Source organism: Streptomyces fumanus (genome assembly GCF_014655295.1).
GTDB lineage: Bacteria > Actinomycetota > Actinomycetes > Streptomycetales > Streptomycetaceae > Streptomyces > Streptomyces fumanus.
The window spans coordinates 256008-271163 of record NZ_BNBI01000001.1; the positions used below are offsets into that span (position 1 = coordinate 256008).

8 protein-coding genes are annotated in these 15156 nt (G+C 77.4%); 7 read left to right on the forward strand and 1 reads right to left on the reverse strand.

Annotation, left to right across the window (positions count from 1 at the left end; genetic code table 11):
* The first annotated feature begins 38 nt into the window (after nucleotides 1–38).
* A complete protein-coding gene (locus IE316_RS01170) occupies nucleotides 39–1487 on the forward strand; it encodes an acyl-CoA synthetase (RefSeq protein ID WP_190202172.1) in 1449 nt (482 codons plus the stop codon).
* Nucleotides 1480–2850, forward strand: coding sequence for a carboxyl transferase domain-containing protein (locus IE316_RS01175; protein WP_190202173.1), 1371 nt, complete (start codon nucleotides 1480–1482; stop codon nucleotides 2848–2850). The genes IE316_RS01170 and IE316_RS01175 overlap by 8 nt, the downstream gene beginning before the upstream one ends.
* Before the next feature lie 243 nt (nucleotides 2851–3093).
* On the opposite strand, the gene IE316_RS01180 is transcribed toward IE316_RS01175, so the two are convergent.
* On the reverse strand, nucleotides 3094–6717 hold the full coding sequence (locus IE316_RS01180) for a S8 family serine peptidase (RefSeq protein WP_190202174.1): 3624 nt from the start codon (nucleotides 6715–6717) through the stop codon (nucleotides 3094–3096).
* A 220-nt stretch (nucleotides 6718–6937) separates the two neighbouring features.
* Between IE316_RS01180 and IE316_RS01185 the strand changes: the two genes are divergently transcribed.
* The 5 genes from IE316_RS01185 to IE316_RS01205 all read left to right on the forward strand — a co-directional run bounded on the left by IE316_RS01185 (nucleotide 6938) and on the right by IE316_RS01205 (nucleotide 15154).
* Nucleotides 6938–7282, forward strand: coding sequence for a CU044_2847 family protein (locus tag IE316_RS01185; protein ID WP_190202175.1), 345 nt, complete (start codon nucleotides 6938–6940; stop codon nucleotides 7280–7282).
* Complete coding sequence (locus tag IE316_RS01190) at nucleotides 7279–8928, forward strand: VMAP-C domain-containing protein (protein WP_190202176.1); 1650 nt, start codon at nucleotides 7279–7281, stop codon at nucleotides 8926–8928. Before IE316_RS01185 ends, IE316_RS01190 begins: the two co-directional genes overlap by 4 nt.
* Before the next feature lie 91 nt (nucleotides 8929–9019).
* Nucleotides 9020–10048 carry an AAA family ATPase gene (locus IE316_RS01195; RefSeq protein ID WP_190202177.1) on the forward strand — a complete coding sequence of 343 codons (1029 nt, stop codon included), beginning with the start codon at nucleotides 9020–9022 and terminating at the stop codon, nucleotides 10046–10048.
* Nucleotides 10038–13946: an SAV_2336 N-terminal domain-related protein gene (locus IE316_RS01200; RefSeq protein WP_190202178.1), complete on the forward strand. Its 3909-nt coding sequence runs from the start codon at nucleotides 10038–10040 to the stop codon at nucleotides 13944–13946. Before IE316_RS01195 ends, IE316_RS01200 begins: the two co-directional genes overlap by 11 nt.
* Before the next feature lie 170 nt (nucleotides 13947–14116).
* Nucleotides 14117–15154, forward strand: a complete 1038-nt coding sequence (locus tag IE316_RS01205; protein ID WP_190202179.1) for a rod shape-determining protein — start codon at nucleotides 14117–14119, stop codon at nucleotides 15152–15154.
* Nucleotides 15155–15156 lie beyond the last annotated feature (2 nt).

Genomic DNA, 15156 nt, shown 5'->3' on the forward strand with positions numbered 1-15156 from the left:
GTGGCCCCGCAGCCCGCGAGAACCAAGGAGTACGCCCCGTGTCCTCTCTCTTCCCGGCCCTCACCGGCTCCCCGGACGGCCGGCCCGCCCTCCGGTTCGGCGAGCGTTCCCTGACCTACGCGGAGCTCGCCGCCGCGGCCGGCGCCACGGCCGGGTCCCTGCCGGGCGGCGGCGCCCGGGTGGCCGTCTGGGCCACCCCCGCCCTGGAGACGGCCGTCGCGGTGGTCGCCGCGCTGCTGGCCGGGGTGCCCGCCGTGCCGCTCAACCCGAAGTCCGGCGAACGGGAACTGGGGCACATCCTCTCCGACAGCGCCCCGGCCCTGGTGCTGGCCGCCCCGGACGCGGACCTGCCCGCCGCGCTGGCCGGCCTGCCCCGCGCCGACGTCGACGTGACCGCGCGGGGCCCGGTCCCCGCCCCGCCCGCCGAGGACGGCGACCCGGCGCTGATCGTCTACACCTCCGGCACCACCGGCCCGCCCAAGGGCGCGGTCATCCCCCGCCGGGCGGTCGCCGGCACGCTGGACGCCCTCGCCGACGCCTGGCGGTGGACCGGCGACGACGTGCTGGTGCACGGGCTGCCGCTGTTCCATGTGCACGGCCTGGTCCTCGGCGTGCTCGGCCCGCTGCGGCGCGGCGGTTCGGTACGGCACCTCGGCCGGTTCTCCCCCGAGGGTGTGGCCCGGGAGCTGACCGGCGGGGCCACCATGCTGTTCGGCGTGCCGACGATGTACCACCGGATCGCCGAGGCCCTGCCCGCCGACCCCGCGCTGGCCCGGGCGCTCGCCGGGGCCCGGCTGCTGGTCTCCGGGTCCGCCGCGCTGCCGGTGCACGACCACGAGCGGATCGCCGCCGCGACCGGGCGCCGGGTGATCGAGCGGTACGGCATGACGGAGACGCTGATGAACACCAGCGTCCGCGCCGACGGCGAGGCCCGCGCGGGCACGGTCGGCGTGCCGCTGCCGGGCGTGGAGCTGCGCCTGGTGGAGGAGGACGGCACGGAGATCACCGCGTACGACGGGGAGACGGTCGGCGAGATCCAGGTGCGCGGCCCGAACCTGTTCACCGGGTACCTCAACCGCCCGGACGCCACCGCCGCCGCCTTCACCCCGGACGGCTTCTTCCGCACCGGCGACATGGCGGTCCGCGACCCCGACGGCTACGTCCGGATCGTCGGCCGCAAGGCCACCGACCTGATCAAGAGCGGCGGGTACAAGATCGGCGCCGGGGAGATCGAGAACGCGCTGCTGGAGCACCCGGGCGTCCGGGAGGCCGCCGTCACCGGGGAGCCGGACGCCGACCTCGGGGAGCGGATCGTCGCCTGGATCGTGCCCGCCGACCCGCAGGCGCCGCCCGGACTGGAGGAGCTGGCCGGTCATGTCGCCGCCCGGCTCGCCCCGCACAAGCGGCCCCGCGCGGTCCGGCACGTCGAGGCGCTGCCCCGCAACGACATGGGGAAGATCCTCAAGCGGGCGCTGACCCATGGCTGAGCGGCTCACCGCCCGCCGGTTCCTGGCCCTGCTCACCGACGACTTCGCCGAACTGCCGCACCCGCACCGGGAGGACGGGCCGGACGGCCCGCTGCGCTGGCAGGGCTACGACGCCGCCCGCGCCCGCGCCGCCGAGCGCACCGGCGAGTCCGAGTCCGTGGTCTGCGGCACCGGACGGGTGGACGGCACCCCGGCCGTGCTGCTCGCCTTCGAGTTCGGCTTCCTGGGCGGCTCGCTCGGCCGGGCCACCGGCGACCGGCTGGAGGCGGCGTACGCGCACGCCCGCGCCCACCAACTGCCGGTGGTGCCGCTGGTCGCGACCGGCGGCAGCCGGATGCAGGAGGGGATGCTGGCGCTGACCCAGCTCCAGCGGGTGGCCCGGCAGTCGGCGCTCACCCGGGCGGCCGGGCTGCCGCAGATCGCCGTAGTGCGGGACCCGACCACCGGCGGCGGTTGGGCGACCCTCGGCGCGGGCGCCGACGTGGTCCTCGCGCTGCCCGGCGCCCAGGTCGGCTTCGCCGGGTCCCGGGTCCGGCCCCGGGACGCCGACCCGGCGGCGTACACGGCCGAGGCGCAGGTCGCGGCCGGGTCGGCGGACGCCGTGGTGGCACCCGGCGAGCTGCGCCGCACCCTGGGCCGCTGGCTGCGGCTGCTGACCGGCCCCTCGGGCGTCCCGGCGCCGGTGCCGGAGCCGCTCGGCGCCCGGGACCTGCCGGCCACCGGCCGGGAGGCGGTCCGGCGGGCCCGCGACCCGCGCCGGCCGCGCGCCCGCGCCTACCTCGACGCCTACTTCACCGAGCGCGCCGCGCTCAGCGGCGACCGCTGCGGCGGCACCGACCCCGAGGGGATGCTGTGCGGGTTCGGCACCCACGCGGGGCGGACGGTGGCGTACGCCGCGCAGACCGGGGCGGCCACCCGGCCCGCCGGGTACCGCACCGCCGCCCGGCTGATCGGGCTGGCGGACCGGCTCGGCATCCCGGTGCTGACGCTGATCGACACCCCGGGCGCGGCCAACGGCGCCGAGGCCGAACGGCAGGGCGCGGGCGCCGCGATCGCCGCCGTGTTCGCCGCCGTCGCCTCGGCCCGTACGCCGGTCACCTCGCTGGTGATCGGGGAGGGCGGCTCGGGCGGCGCGCTGGCGCTGGCGGCTCCCGGCAACACCTGGGCCACCCCGGACAGCTACTTCTCGGTCATCGGGCCCGAGGCCGCCGCCGCCATCCTCAAGCGCCCGCCGGACCAGGCCGGGGCGACGGCGGACCAACTCCGGCTGCGGCCGCAGGACTTGGCGGAGCTGGGCGTGATCCGAACAGGGGATCAGGTGTTCCCTGGAACAGGTGATCGTCGCTCAGGTGCGCGCCCGTGACCGGCGGGGCGGGAGATACTCACGGTGTGCGAGCGACGGGATGCAGACCGTAGCCGACGCACAGGTCCCATCACGAGCTATCTCGCTAGGAGCAGTCCCACATGGGCAACATCATCACCGACATCCTCGCCGGCCTCGTCCACCTCGTCGGCTGGCTGGTCTGAGGACGCCGAAGGAACACGGCGGCGCCGTCTCCCCGTCCCAGGGAGGCGGCGCCGTCCGCGTGTCCGGGCCACCGGACGGCTACCGGACGGCCACCGCCCGGACGATCTCCTGGGTCACCGTCCCGCCCCGGTCGTCGCGCGCCGACGCCCGCAGCGAGAGGTGCTCCGCGCCGCGCGGCACCTCCAGCGTGCCCCGCCAGGACGCGCCGTCGCCGGTCAGCCGGACCGGCCGCCAGGTCCGCCCGGCGTCGTAGGAGACGTCGAGCTTCCCGCCGCCGAGGGTGCCGGTGTCCGGCGCCCCCGCCACGTACTGCGCGCCGAGCCCGACCGGCAGCTCCCGGCCGCCGCGCACCCGGCCCGCGAGGTCGGTGTCCAGGGCGAAGGAGAGGTTGATCAGCGGCAGATACGTCCACCGGTCCTGCGGGGTGGCCGCCGACCGGAACGTCCACTCGGCGTGCGCGGTGGACCCCGGCGTCCAGCGGCCGGCGTCCAGCGCGGTGTCGGTGACCAGCCGGTAGGTGTGCTCGCCGGGGGGCGCGGCGGACACGTACGCGGTGGCGTCCGCCGAGGTGCCGACCGGTGCGCCGTCCAGGTACACGGCCGTGCGCTGGCGCATCCCGCTGTCCGCGCCGTACACGTCGCCGGACCCGGTGTGGTCCGGGCCCGAGTCGCCCCAGCCGGGCGCGTTGAACCGCATCCGGTCGCCCATCCGCTGCTGCCCCCAGTCCAGCCCGGTGCCGAGCCAGGGGTGCCACACCGGCCGGAACCAGTCCAGCCGGGAGCGGGTGCCGCCCCGGTAGCGGACCACCCCGCCGCGCTGCTCCAGCGCCCCGCCGGCCGTGCTCACGGACTCGTGCCAGCGCTGGCCCGGACCGGTGGAGACGTACTCGGTGCGCTCGGCGGGGAGGCCGACCGGCTCCGCGAAGCCCAGGCCGAGCGGGAAGGCGTCGGTGAGCGAGTACCGGAACCCGCTGCCGGTCCGCGCCCGGTCCGCGTGGTACGCCGTGTCGAGGACCGCGAGGTCGCGCGGGCCGGGCCGGTAGACCAGGTCCCGGTCGGGGACCGCGCCGGGGTGCCCCTCGGACAGGTCGTAGGTGTACGGGGTCTCGGGGGTGCCGGTCATGTCGACCCGGCCGGCCGCGCGCAGTCGGGCCGCGTCGGCGGCGGAGAGCGTGGCGATGGTCAGCGGCCGGTCGGCGTTGTCGTCGGTGCCCCACCAGGCCAGCAGCCGCCCGGGGCGGTCGTCGGTGACGAACAGCGCCTTCGCGCCCGCGTCCTGCGCGGCCTGGGCCAGGGCGGCCGGTGCGGTGCCCTCGGTGAGCCGGGCGAGCACCGCCTTGCCGCGCACCCCGGTGAACGGGCCGGTGCCGGCGTCGGCCAGCGGCAGCCTCGTGCGGCCCTCGGCCACCGTGCCGCCCGCCTGGGCGACGGCCTCCCGGACGCCCTCGACCTCCAGTACCGGCTTGCCCAGCCGCCACACCGTCCGGTACTCGAAGGTGCCCTCGGTGACCTCGCCGGTCGGGGCGGCGAAGACGCTGTCGTAGGCGAGCGGCACCTGCACGGCCTCGAACAGGTCGGTGCCGCCGGCCGCGCGGGCGTACTCCATGACGAGCTGGCGGGTCTCGGTGCTCCGGTCCACGGCGGCGCCGACCTCGCGCAGCGCCCGGCCGTCCAGGGTGACCTCGCGGTCCCGGTCGAGGACCACCTCAGGCGCCGCGAGGAAGCCCAGGCCGAGCGAGTCGGCGCCGTGTGCGCCGCGCACGTCGAGGAAGGTGGCCAGGCTGTACGTGCCCGGCGCCAGCCGCAGTTCCAGGGTGCCGGACGCGCCGACCTGCGCGGGGACGGGGTCGGCGCCCCCGGCGAGCCGCTGCACGGTGAGGCCGACGGGCGCGGGCGCACCGTCCCGGTCCCTGACCCGCACCGTGAGGGTGTACCGCTCCTCCTCCTTGACCAGGCCGAACGCGGTGTGCGCGACGGCCCTCCCGTCGGGGCCGGCGGCGACGATCCGGCCGCTGGTCGGCCCGGTCGGCGCGGCGCTCGCGTCGCCGGTGACGGTGGTGGCGGCGGTGCCGTGCGCGGGCACGGTGAGGGTGGTGTCGGCGAGGGTGACGACGCCCTCGGGGGCGCCCTCGACGGACAGGCGCAGCTCGGTGTCCGCGTCGGAGGAGTTGGTGTAGGCGACCGTGCGGGTGACGGGGGTGTCCGTCGCGGGCGGCCAGGCGTGGAAGCCGAGGTCCGCGCCGCCGGTGGCGGTGATCGCGGCGCCGGTCGCGCCGGACGCGCTGACCCGGCCCGCGCCCGCCCGGTAGACGGAGGCGTCCAGCGGCTCGGAGGTGGACATCAGCGCGTCCTTCAGTTGGGCGCCGGTCCAGTCGGGGTGCTCCTCGGCGAGCAGCGCGGCCACCCCGGCGACATGCGGCGCCGCCATCGACGTACCGTCCATGGAGGTGTACGGGCCGCTGCCCCCGGTGAGGGTGGAGCGGGCGGCGAGGATGCCGACGCCGGGGGCGGACAGGTCGGGCTTGAGGGCGTGGTCGCCGGGGCGGGGGCCGGCGCTGCTGAACCAGGCGGGCTCGTCGGCGGCGTCGACGGCACCGACGGTCAGGGCCGCGTCGGCGGCGCCGGGCGAGCCGATGGAGGACGGGGTACCGATGTTCCCGGCGGCGGCCACGAACAGGGCGCCGGTCTCGGCGGAGAGGGCGTCCACGGCCCGGGACATCGGATCGGTGCCGTCGCTGGGCTCGGTGGAGCCCAGGCTCAGGGTGACGATGCCGGCCCGCACCTCCCGGGCGGCCCACTCCATCCCGGCGATGACCCCCGACTCGCTGCCCGTGCCCTGGTCGCCCAGGACCTTGCCGACCGCGAGGGCCGCGCCCGGCGCCACGCCCCGCTCCCTGCCCCCGGAGGCGGCGCCGCTGCCGCCGACCGTGGAGGCGACGTGCGTGCCGTGCCCGTACCGGTCGGCGACCTCCTCGCCCGGGACGAAGCTGCGGGAGGCCGTGATCCGCCCGGCCAGGTCGGGGTGGGCCGGGTCGGCCCCGCTGTCCAGGACGGCGACGGTGACGCCCTTCCCGGTCAGCCCCGCCGCCCACGCCTCAGGAGTGCCGATCCGGGCGTTGGACTCGGCCATCGCGGCGGTGACCCGCCCGTCCAGCCACACCCCGGCGATCCCGTCCCGCCCGGTCAGCTCGCGCCACAGGCCGCGCCCCTTGTCCGCCGCGACGGCCGCCCCGCGCACACTGCGCAGCGTCCGGGTCCGCCGGGTGCCCCGGGGCGTGGCGATCGGCGCGCCCCGGTCGTAGGTGACGACGAGCGGCAGCTCACCGGAGTCGGCGTCGGCCAGTTGCTGGTCCAGCAGCCGGTCCACGTCGAACAGCCGCCGGTCCAGTTGCCCGGCCCGCAGGTAGGGGAGCGCCTCGTCGGGGACCACACTGATCCGGCCATTCACCGCCCGGGTGCGGACGGCCCCGGTGGCGCCCTCGGGCCGCTCGACGGTGACCGTCCGCCGCCCGCCGCCGAGGCCGGTGACGGTGACCCGGTCGCCGGTGACGAGGGTGACGGTACGGGCGGCGGGGGCGGTGGCCGGGGCGCCGGGCGGGGCGCCGGACGCCTGCTGCGCGGGGGCCGGTCCGGCCGGCAGCAGGGCGATCATCACGCCGGCCGGCAGCAGGGCCGCCGCGCGTCTGACAGATGAGCTGCTCATCCACGCCTCTCTTCGTAGAGTGCTGCGAAGAGTCTCAGGGGCCCCGCGCCGCAGGGCGGTTGGCGGGACGCGGCGGGTTGCCGCCCTGGCGTGTTTCCGCCAGTGACACGGCCGGGCGGTGGACGACTCCGGGACACCGGCGAGCACGGTCCGTCACAATGGGGCCCGGTTACGTGCGGAGGAACCCGGTGCACGGGAGCGGAACGCGGGGGGCGGCGTCATGGACGGACTGGTGGAGTTCACGACCGAGGACGGCGCCCAGGTGGTGGTGGAGGCCGTCGACGAGGAGACCGGCGCCCGGCTGGTCTCGCGCGGCGACGGACCGGCCCAGGCGGCCCGCACCTTCGAGAACGCCCTGGAGGGGGTCCGCGCGGCGGCCGACTCCGCGCTGCGGGTCTTCCGGTCGGGCGCGCTGCGGCCGGACGCCGTGGAGCTGGAGTTCGGGGTGAGGCTGAGCGCCGAGGCCGGGGCGGTGATCGCGAAGGGAACGACGGAGGGGCATCTGGTGGTGCGGCTCACCTGGTCACCGTCGGCGACCGGCGGGGAGGACGCCGGACGGTCATGAACGGTGCTGCGTGGCACGCCAGGATCGCGTGCGGCAGGGAGGTCGGCGCCGGATTCCTCGTCTCCGCGCGCCGGTTGCTGACCTGCGCCCACGTCGTCAGGGACAGCGGTAAGGAGCCGGTCACCGTGGCCTTCCCGGGCCGCGCCGACCTCGGCGAGCTGCCCGCCGCGGTCGCCGTGCACGGCGGCTGGCGGGAGGGCGCCACCGACCGCGGCGACCTGGCCGTCCTCGAACTCGACCGCGACGTCCCCCTCCCCCCGGCCGTGTTCGCCCCGCCCGGCGCCGAACGCGGCCACCCCGCCCCCGAACTGATCGCCTACGGCTTCCCGCGCGGCTACGACGAGGGGATGCTCGCCTCCTACCGGGCCCTGCCCGGACCGCTGATCGCCGGCGAGTGGGTGCAGTTGGAGGCGCTCACCGCGCACGGCCAGCCGCTCGCCGGCGGGTTCAGCGGCGCGGCCGTCACCCTCGGGGACGGCACCGTGGTCGGCATGGTCACCGCGGTCGCGGGCGCCCGGGACGTCCGGGTCGGCCGGATGCTGCCGGTCGAGGTGATGGCCCGCTACTGGCCGGGGCTCGGCGAGCTGGTGCCCACCCCCGGCCACCGCGCCGACGCCCTGCGCCGCCTGTACGCGCTGGTGCGGCAGGCCGAGCGGACCGGCCTCGACTGCGACCCCGACCGGCTGTACGCCTCCGCCATGGACCCCTTCGACCCGCGCCCGGAGCAGGGCTTCGGCTCGCTGTGGGCCGCCGCCGCGTACGTGCAGTGGGAGGTGCCCGACCCGGCCGCCGTGGCCCGGTTCGCCGACCGGCTCCAGGCGCTGCTGGACGACCCGCCGCCGCGCCCCTCGGCCTGGTCGCCCATCGTCGTGGAGATCGGCCGCAGCGGCGCCGGCGCCGACCAGGTCACCGTCGAGGTCTCCGCCTACCGCGACGGGCGGCGCCATCCGGTCGGCGCCCGCCGGCTGCCGCGCACGGCCGTGCGCGGATACGTGCAGGAGCGCATCGACGAGGCGTTCACCCGGCTCGACCCGGGCGCCGAGGAACTCCTCACCTTCGTACTGCCGCGCGAGTGGCTGAACGAGCCGGTGGCGCACTGGCCGTGCAGCGCCGACGACCCGACGCCGCTGGGCTGCGCCTACCCGCTGGTCGTCACCGACCGGTCCCGGCACCGCAGCGGGCGGCTGCGCCACCAGTTGAGCAAGAAGTGGCGCAAGCTGGACAACAGCCCCGGGGCGCCGCTGCACCGGGTGGACTGCGGCACCCGGGAGCGTCCGCCGAGCCTGCGCAAGAAGCTGCGGGAGGACGTGGAACTGGCCGGGTTCGCCGCCCCGCCGCCGGCCGCCGGGGAGCACTTCGAGGTCGGGCTGAACGTGCCGGTGCCGGTGCTGGTGTGGCCCCGCACCGGCTGCCCGGGCGACGGCCACGACGGGCCCTGCTCCGGGACCGCGTTCCTGGACCGGCTCACCGAATCCGTGGTCGGCGTACCGCCCGCGGAACTGCCGGCGCTGGTAAGGGAGTTGCGGGAGACGGCGGACGCCGACGAGGATCCGGACAGCCACTGGGCGCGGGAGGTGCAGCTCCTGTGGGACGACCCCCGCTGCTTCCCCGCCCCGCCGGCCGCCCTGCACTCACCGGTGGGCTGACCGGGCCCCGCCGCCCGCCGACCCGACCCGATGCGACCGACCCGCCCGACCCGCCGACGCCGTACGCCCCCGAGTCCCGGAGTGAAGCCCCATGGCCCTGTGGCCCGTCTACACCGGTACGGCCCAGCCGCACGACGGTATCGCCGAGCTGCCCCCGCCGCCGCCCTGGCGGGCCTTCGACGGACACCCCGTGCTGGACCCGCCGGACGACGCCGACGACGCCTCGGCCGGCTCCCCCGACCGCACCCACCGCGCCGCGACCTACCAGGCCACCGAGCAGACCGTGCAGTTGGTCAACGCCGCGCTGTACCTGCGCCGCCCGCTGCTGGTCACCGGCCCGCCCGGCACCGGCAAGTCCTCGCTGGTCTACGCGGTCGCCCGGGAGCTGCGCCTCGGGCCGGTCCTGCGGTGGAACATCACCAGCCGCAGCACCCTGCACGACGGCCTCTACCAGTACGACCCGCTCTCCCGGCTGTACGCGGCCCGGCGGGCGGCGACCGCACCGGGCGACCCGGCGGACCCGGCCGACGGCATCGAGAACCACCTGCGCCTCGGCCCGCTCGGCACCGCCCTGCTGCCCTACGCCCGCCCCCGCGCCCTGCTCATCGACGAGATCGACAAGAGCGATCTCGACCTCCCCAACGACCTGCTGAACGTCCTGGAGGAGGGCCAGTACGAGATCCCCGAACTGGTCCGCGCCGCCCGGGACACCCCGGACGGCCGGGCCCAGGTGATGATCGACGGCTCCGACCGCCGGGTGCCGGTCGCCCGCGGCCGGGTCCGCTGCCGGGCCTTTCCCTTCGTGGTGCTGACCAGCAACGGGGAGCGCGAGTTCCCGCCCGCCTTCCTGCGCCGCTGCGTCACCCTGCGCCTGCGCCAGCCCGACGACCGGCACCTGGCCGACATCGTCCGCGCGCACCTGGGCGAGCCCGACGCCTACGCCGAACACCTGATCGGCCGGTTCCTGTCCCGGGCCGGCAGCGGCGAGCTGGCCACCGACCAGCTCCTCAACGCCATCTACCTGGCCCGCGCCTCCGGGCTGAGCGCCGACTCCCTCGACGAACTGGCGGAGCGGCTGATGCCGTACCTGGGCCAGTCCCGGGGATCCCATGCCTTCTGACCGGCCCGGTTCCGCCGAGCCCCTCGCCCGCCTGGCCGACGTCCTCGCCCGGGCGGCCTCGGGTGTCCGCCCCACCCCGCTGGAGCTGGCCGAACTGCTGTGGCTGGCCCGGCACATGACCTCCGACACCCCCGCGCCGGACGCCCCGGCCCCCTCATCGGACGCCCCGGACCCCGTTCCGGCCGTCCCGCCGCCCGCACCGCAACCGGCCCCGCCGCCCGCCCCCGCACCACCGGCCAGCCCGCCCCCGGCCGGGCCCCCGGACGACACCCCTCCCCCGCCCGCACCGCCCCGGCCCGCCGACCGCTCCCCCCTGCACCTGCCCGCCCCCGACCCCACCGAGACCACCGCCGCCCGCCCGCACACCGCCGTCCTCGCCCCGGCGCCCCCGATGCTCCGGCACCCGCTGGACCTCCAGCGCGCCCTGCGCCCGCTCAAACGGCACGCCGACTCCCCCGTCGGCCGGGAACTGGACGAGCGGGCCACCGCCGACCGCATCGCCCGCCTCGGCCTGGACCCCCGCTGGTGGCTGCCGGTACTGCGCCCGGCCCGCGAACGCTGGCTGGAACTGCGGCTGGTGTACGACACGGGGCCGACGATGCCGGTGTGGCGGCCCCTGATCCGCGAACTGCACACCGCGCTCGCCCAGTCCGGCGTCTTCCGCACCGTCACCGCGCACCGCGCCGGCCCCGACGGCACGGTGCGCGGCGAGGCCGCCCACGCCCCCGCCGCCGGACGGACCGTCACCCTGCTGGTCAGCGACTGCATGGGCACCCAGTGGCGGCCCGGCCCGGCCGGCCTGCGCTGGTACCGCACCCTGCACCGGTGGGCGCGGCGGATGCCGCTGGCCCTGGTCCAGCCGCTGCCCGAGCACCTGTGGCGGGACACCGCCCTGCCCGCCACCCCCGGCACGCTCACCGCCCCGCACCCGGCCGCCCCGACCGCCTCCCTGGTCCTCACCCCGTACGACACCGGGACCCCGGCGGCGCGCCCCGGCGGTGCCGTCGCGCTGCCGGTGCTGGAGGCGGGCCCCGACTGGCTGGCGAACTGGGCGTCGCTGGTGGCCGACCCCGGCGGCACCCCGTACCCGGGCGCGGCGGCCCTGCTGCGCTCCCGGCCGGTGCCGGCGGAGGGCGGGGACCGTACGGACCTCACCGCACTGTCCGCCGAGGAACTGGTGCTGCGGTTCCGCGCCACCGCCTCCCCGGAGGCGGTCCGGCTGGCCGGGCACCTCGCGCTGGGCCGGCCCGACCTGCCGGTGATGCGGCTGGTGCAGGCCGCCGTGGAACCCGACCCGCGCCCGGCCCACCTGGCCGAGGTGATCCTCAGCGGCATGCTCACCCGCGCCGCCGGACCGCCCGGCTCCTACGCCTTCCGGCCCGGGGTACGGGAGCTGCTGCTGCGCGGCCTGCCCCGCAGCGCCCGGGACCGCACCGGCGAGCTGCTGCGCCGCACCGGCGTGCTGATCGACGAGCGGGCGGGGCGGACGCCCGGCGAGTTCCGGGCCTTCGTCCCCGCCCGGCACGGCAGCGAGACCGCGGTGGCCGGCGGGGCGTTCGCCGAGATCAGCCCGGGCAGCGCCCGGCAACTGTCGGTGACGGACCGCGTCCCCTCCCCGGTGCCGCCGGAGCTGGGCCGCCGCTACCGGCCGGCCCGGCGGCTCGACACCGACGGCAGGCTGTGGCTGGCCGAGGACGTCCGGGCCCGGCGCACGGTCGCCCTGAAGCTGCACCGCACCCTCCCCGACCCCGCCGGGCGGGCCGCGTTCCTGCGCGACGCCGGGCTGCTGCGCGGCCTCGGCCACCCGGGCGTCGTCGCCGTCCACGACTTCGGCATCGAGGACGACGTGCCGTACGTGGTGATGGAGCACGTCGACGGCATCACCCTGCACTCCCTGGCGGCCTCCGCCAGGCACCGGCTGCCGCCGCCGCTGACGGTGTCCGTCGGCGCCCAGTTGGCCCGCGCGCTCACCGCCGTGCACCGGGCGGGCCTGACCCACGGGGCGCTGGAGATGTCCCGGGTGATCCTGCTGCCGGACGGCACGGTGAAGCTCACCCTCTTCGAACCGGGCCGGACCTCGGGCCCGGCCGGGCGCTCCGCCGATCTGCGCGCGCTGGGCGAGTCGCTGGTCTGGCTGGCCTCGGGGTCCTCGCACCCGGCCGTGCCCATCGACTCCCGGCGGCTGCGCCACCTCCCGGCGGCGCTGCGCGGACCGTACGCGCACGCCCTGGATCTGCTGCGGGCCCGCTCGCACTGGACCCAGGCCCAGGGTCTGGACCTGCTGCTCGACCCCCAGTTGACGGCCCTGGCCCGCGAGGCGTACCGGCCGCGTTCGTACCGGGTCCTCGGTCCGCTGCGGGTCGAGACGCCCGACGGACCGGCCGCGCTGGAGCCGGAGACCGCCGCGATGCTCGCCATGCTGCTGTTCGACCACGGCCGCACGGTCACCTTCGACGAGCTGCGCTGGGGCCTGTGGCACACCGCCGAGGAACCGTCCGGCGTCCGCGCCGAGCTGCACCGGATGGCGGCCCGTCTGCGCGAGGTGCTCGGCCCCGGGGCGCTGGCCACGCTCTCCCACGGCCTCGCCCTGCACACCAGCGCGGACTACGTCGACGTGGTGCACTGCGAGGACCTGGTGCGCCGGGCGGACGCGGCGAGCCGGGCCGAGGGCCACGCCGCCGCCCGCGCGCACCTCACCCGGGCGCTGGCGCTCTGGCGCGGCGACGAACCGCTGTCCGGCGTCCCCGGCTGGGCGGCCCGCACCGCCCGCGGCCGGCTCCTCCAGCTCCGCCTCGCCCTGTACCGCAGGCGCGCCGAGACCGACCTGGCGCTCGGCGCGCACGACCGGGCCGCCGCCGACCTCGCCCGGCTGGTACGCGACCACCCATCCCGGGAGGACTTCCGCCGGCTGTACCTGATCGCGCTGCGCCGCCAGGGCCGGATCGAGGAGGCCCTCGACGTGTACGAGGAGTACGAGCTGTCCGGCGGCCGGGACCCGGACCTGTACGTCCTCGGCCAGGAGCTGCGGGCGGAACGCGCCGGGCCGGTGGAGGAGGCGGAGCGGCGGACCTACCAGCCGCCGCCCGACCACCGCACGCCGTACGACCCCGCCGCCGGGCTCGACGAACCGGACGAGGAGCCCGCCGGGGAGCCCGCCGGGGGGCCGGTGCCGTCCTCCGGGGAGCGGACGGCGGCCGATCTGATCGCCCGTTCCCGCTGTGTGCTGCTCGGCTTCGACGACGTGGTGGCCCGGCTCTACCGCCCGGGCGCGGAACGCGAGGTGCTGCTGGACGTGATGCAGTTGCTCGCCGAGAACCGCGACCCCGAGGACGCGCTGACCGGCGCCGCGCCGCTGCCCCGCGTCGACCCCGTGCTCGCCGAGGGGTACGCCGCCACCCTCGACCTGGTCCGCGCCTTCGCCGGGCACCGGCTGGCCCGCGCGGTACGGCTGCGGCTGGACCGGCACGAGGAGCGGGCCGCCCGCACCGCGCGGCCCACCCCGCTCGCCAACCGGCTGATCCGGGAGCTGCACACCCGGGAGGTGCCGGTCGCCGTGGTCACCGACCGGGCCCAGGCCCCGGTGGAGACGTATCTGCGCCGGCGCGGCCTGCTGGACTGCCTGCCGGGCGGCGTGCACGGCCGCGCCGCCGACCTGCGGCGGCTGATGCCCGACCCGGACGTGCTGCACCGGGCCCTGGAGCAGCTCGGCGCGGACGCCGGCGAGTGCGTGCTGGTCGGCTCCTCGGTCGCCGAACAGGCCGCCGCCCGCGCCGTCGGCCTGCCGTTCATCGGCGTCCGCCGCGGCGAACGCGCCCGCGAGGACCTCCGGGCCGCCGACCCGGCCACCGTCCTCGTACCGGACCTGCGCCCCCTCCTCACCGCGGCCGCCAACCGCTGACCGGGCCGCGGGTCCGCCCGGCCGGGAGGCGAGTCCGGTGGGCGAACCGCCCGTTCGGCGGCGCCCCGCCCGGCCCCCTCCGGCGCGCGCCCGGACTCGCCCGCCCCCACGATGCGAGGGAGGCCGGCCGACCACCGGTCCCACGGTCCGCGCTCTCGGGAGGATCTGCCATGACCGCCAGTCTGGAGCAGTTGCGCCGCTGCCACTTCGCCGTCGATCTGGGGGCGGCGCGGACGCGCGTGTACGTCAAGGGCGCCGGCCTCGTCGTCGACCAGCCGTCCGCCGCCGCCGTCAACACCCGCACCGGCGCGCTGATCGCGGTCGGTGAGTTCGCGGAGAAGATGACCGGCCGCACCCCCGACTACATCCGGGTGGTCCGGCCCGTCTCCGGCGGCACGGTCGTCGACATCGAGATGGCCCAGCGGATGCTGCGCCACCTCCTCGGCGACAAGATCCGCCGCGCGCTGCGCCGCAAGCCCCGGCTGCGGGCCGCGGTCTGCACCCCGCACGACGCCGACCCGCTGGCCCAGCGCGCGGCGATCGAGACGTTGGTCGGGCTCGGCGCCCGGCGGGTGGAACTCGTCGACACCCTCATCGCCGCCGCCGTCGGCTGCGGACTGCCCGTGGAGCAGCCCGAGGCGACCATGATCATGGTGTGCGGGGCGCACGCCACCCAGGTCGCCGTGCTCTCCCTCGGCTCGATCGTCACCGCCGCCCGCATCCCGGTCGGCGGCGAGGCCGTCGACCACGCGATCGTCCAGCACCTGCGCCACCAGCACGAACTGGTCCTGCCCAGCCAGTCGGTACGGCCCCTGCAACTCGCCCTGTCCGGCAACGGGCTCACCGCGCAGGGCCCCGCCCTGACCGAGATCCACGGCCGGGACGTGGCCACCGGCCTCGCCCGCAGCGTCCAGGTCGACACCGCCGCCGTGCGCGACGCCATCCAGACGCCGCTGACCGCCGTCCTGGACGGCATCGGCCGGGTGCTGCGGGACTGCCCGCCGGACCTGGTCGCCGACCTCGCCGACCGGGGCATCATGATGGTCGGCGGCAGCGCCCTGCTGCCGGGCTTCGACCAGATGCTCCGCCAGGCCACCGGGATGCCGGTGCACATCGCCGAGCGCCCCGACATCTGCGCCGTCCAGGGCCTGGGCACCATGCTGGAGGGCAAGGTCGAACCGCTGGTGCTGAACCCCACCGCCGACTGAGC

Excerpts from the sequence above, each read along its gene's own strand:
- IE316_RS01200 (WP_190202178.1), top strand. The coding sequence starts at position 10,038 with ATGCCTTCTGACCGGCCCGGTTCCGCCGAGCCCCTCGCCCGCCTGGCC.
- IE316_RS01205 (WP_190202179.1), top strand. The coding sequence starts at position 14,117 with ATGACCGCCAGTCTGGAGCAGTTGCGCCGCTGCCACTTCGCCGTCGAT.
- IE316_RS01195 (WP_190202177.1), top strand. The coding sequence starts at position 9,020 with ATGGCCCTGTGGCCCGTCTACACCGGTACGGCCCAGCCGCACGACGGT.
- IE316_RS01190 (WP_190202176.1), top strand. The coding sequence starts at position 7,279 with ATGAACGGTGCTGCGTGGCACGCCAGGATCGCGTGCGGCAGGGAGGTC.
- IE316_RS01180 (WP_190202174.1), bottom strand. The coding sequence starts at position 6,717 with ATGAGCAGCTCATCTGTCAGACGCGCGGCGGCCCTGCTGCCGGCCGGC.
- IE316_RS01185 (WP_190202175.1), top strand. The coding sequence starts at position 6,938 with ATGGACGGACTGGTGGAGTTCACGACCGAGGACGGCGCCCAGGTGGTG.
- IE316_RS01175 (WP_190202173.1), top strand. The coding sequence starts at position 1,480 with ATGGCTGAGCGGCTCACCGCCCGCCGGTTCCTGGCCCTGCTCACCGAC.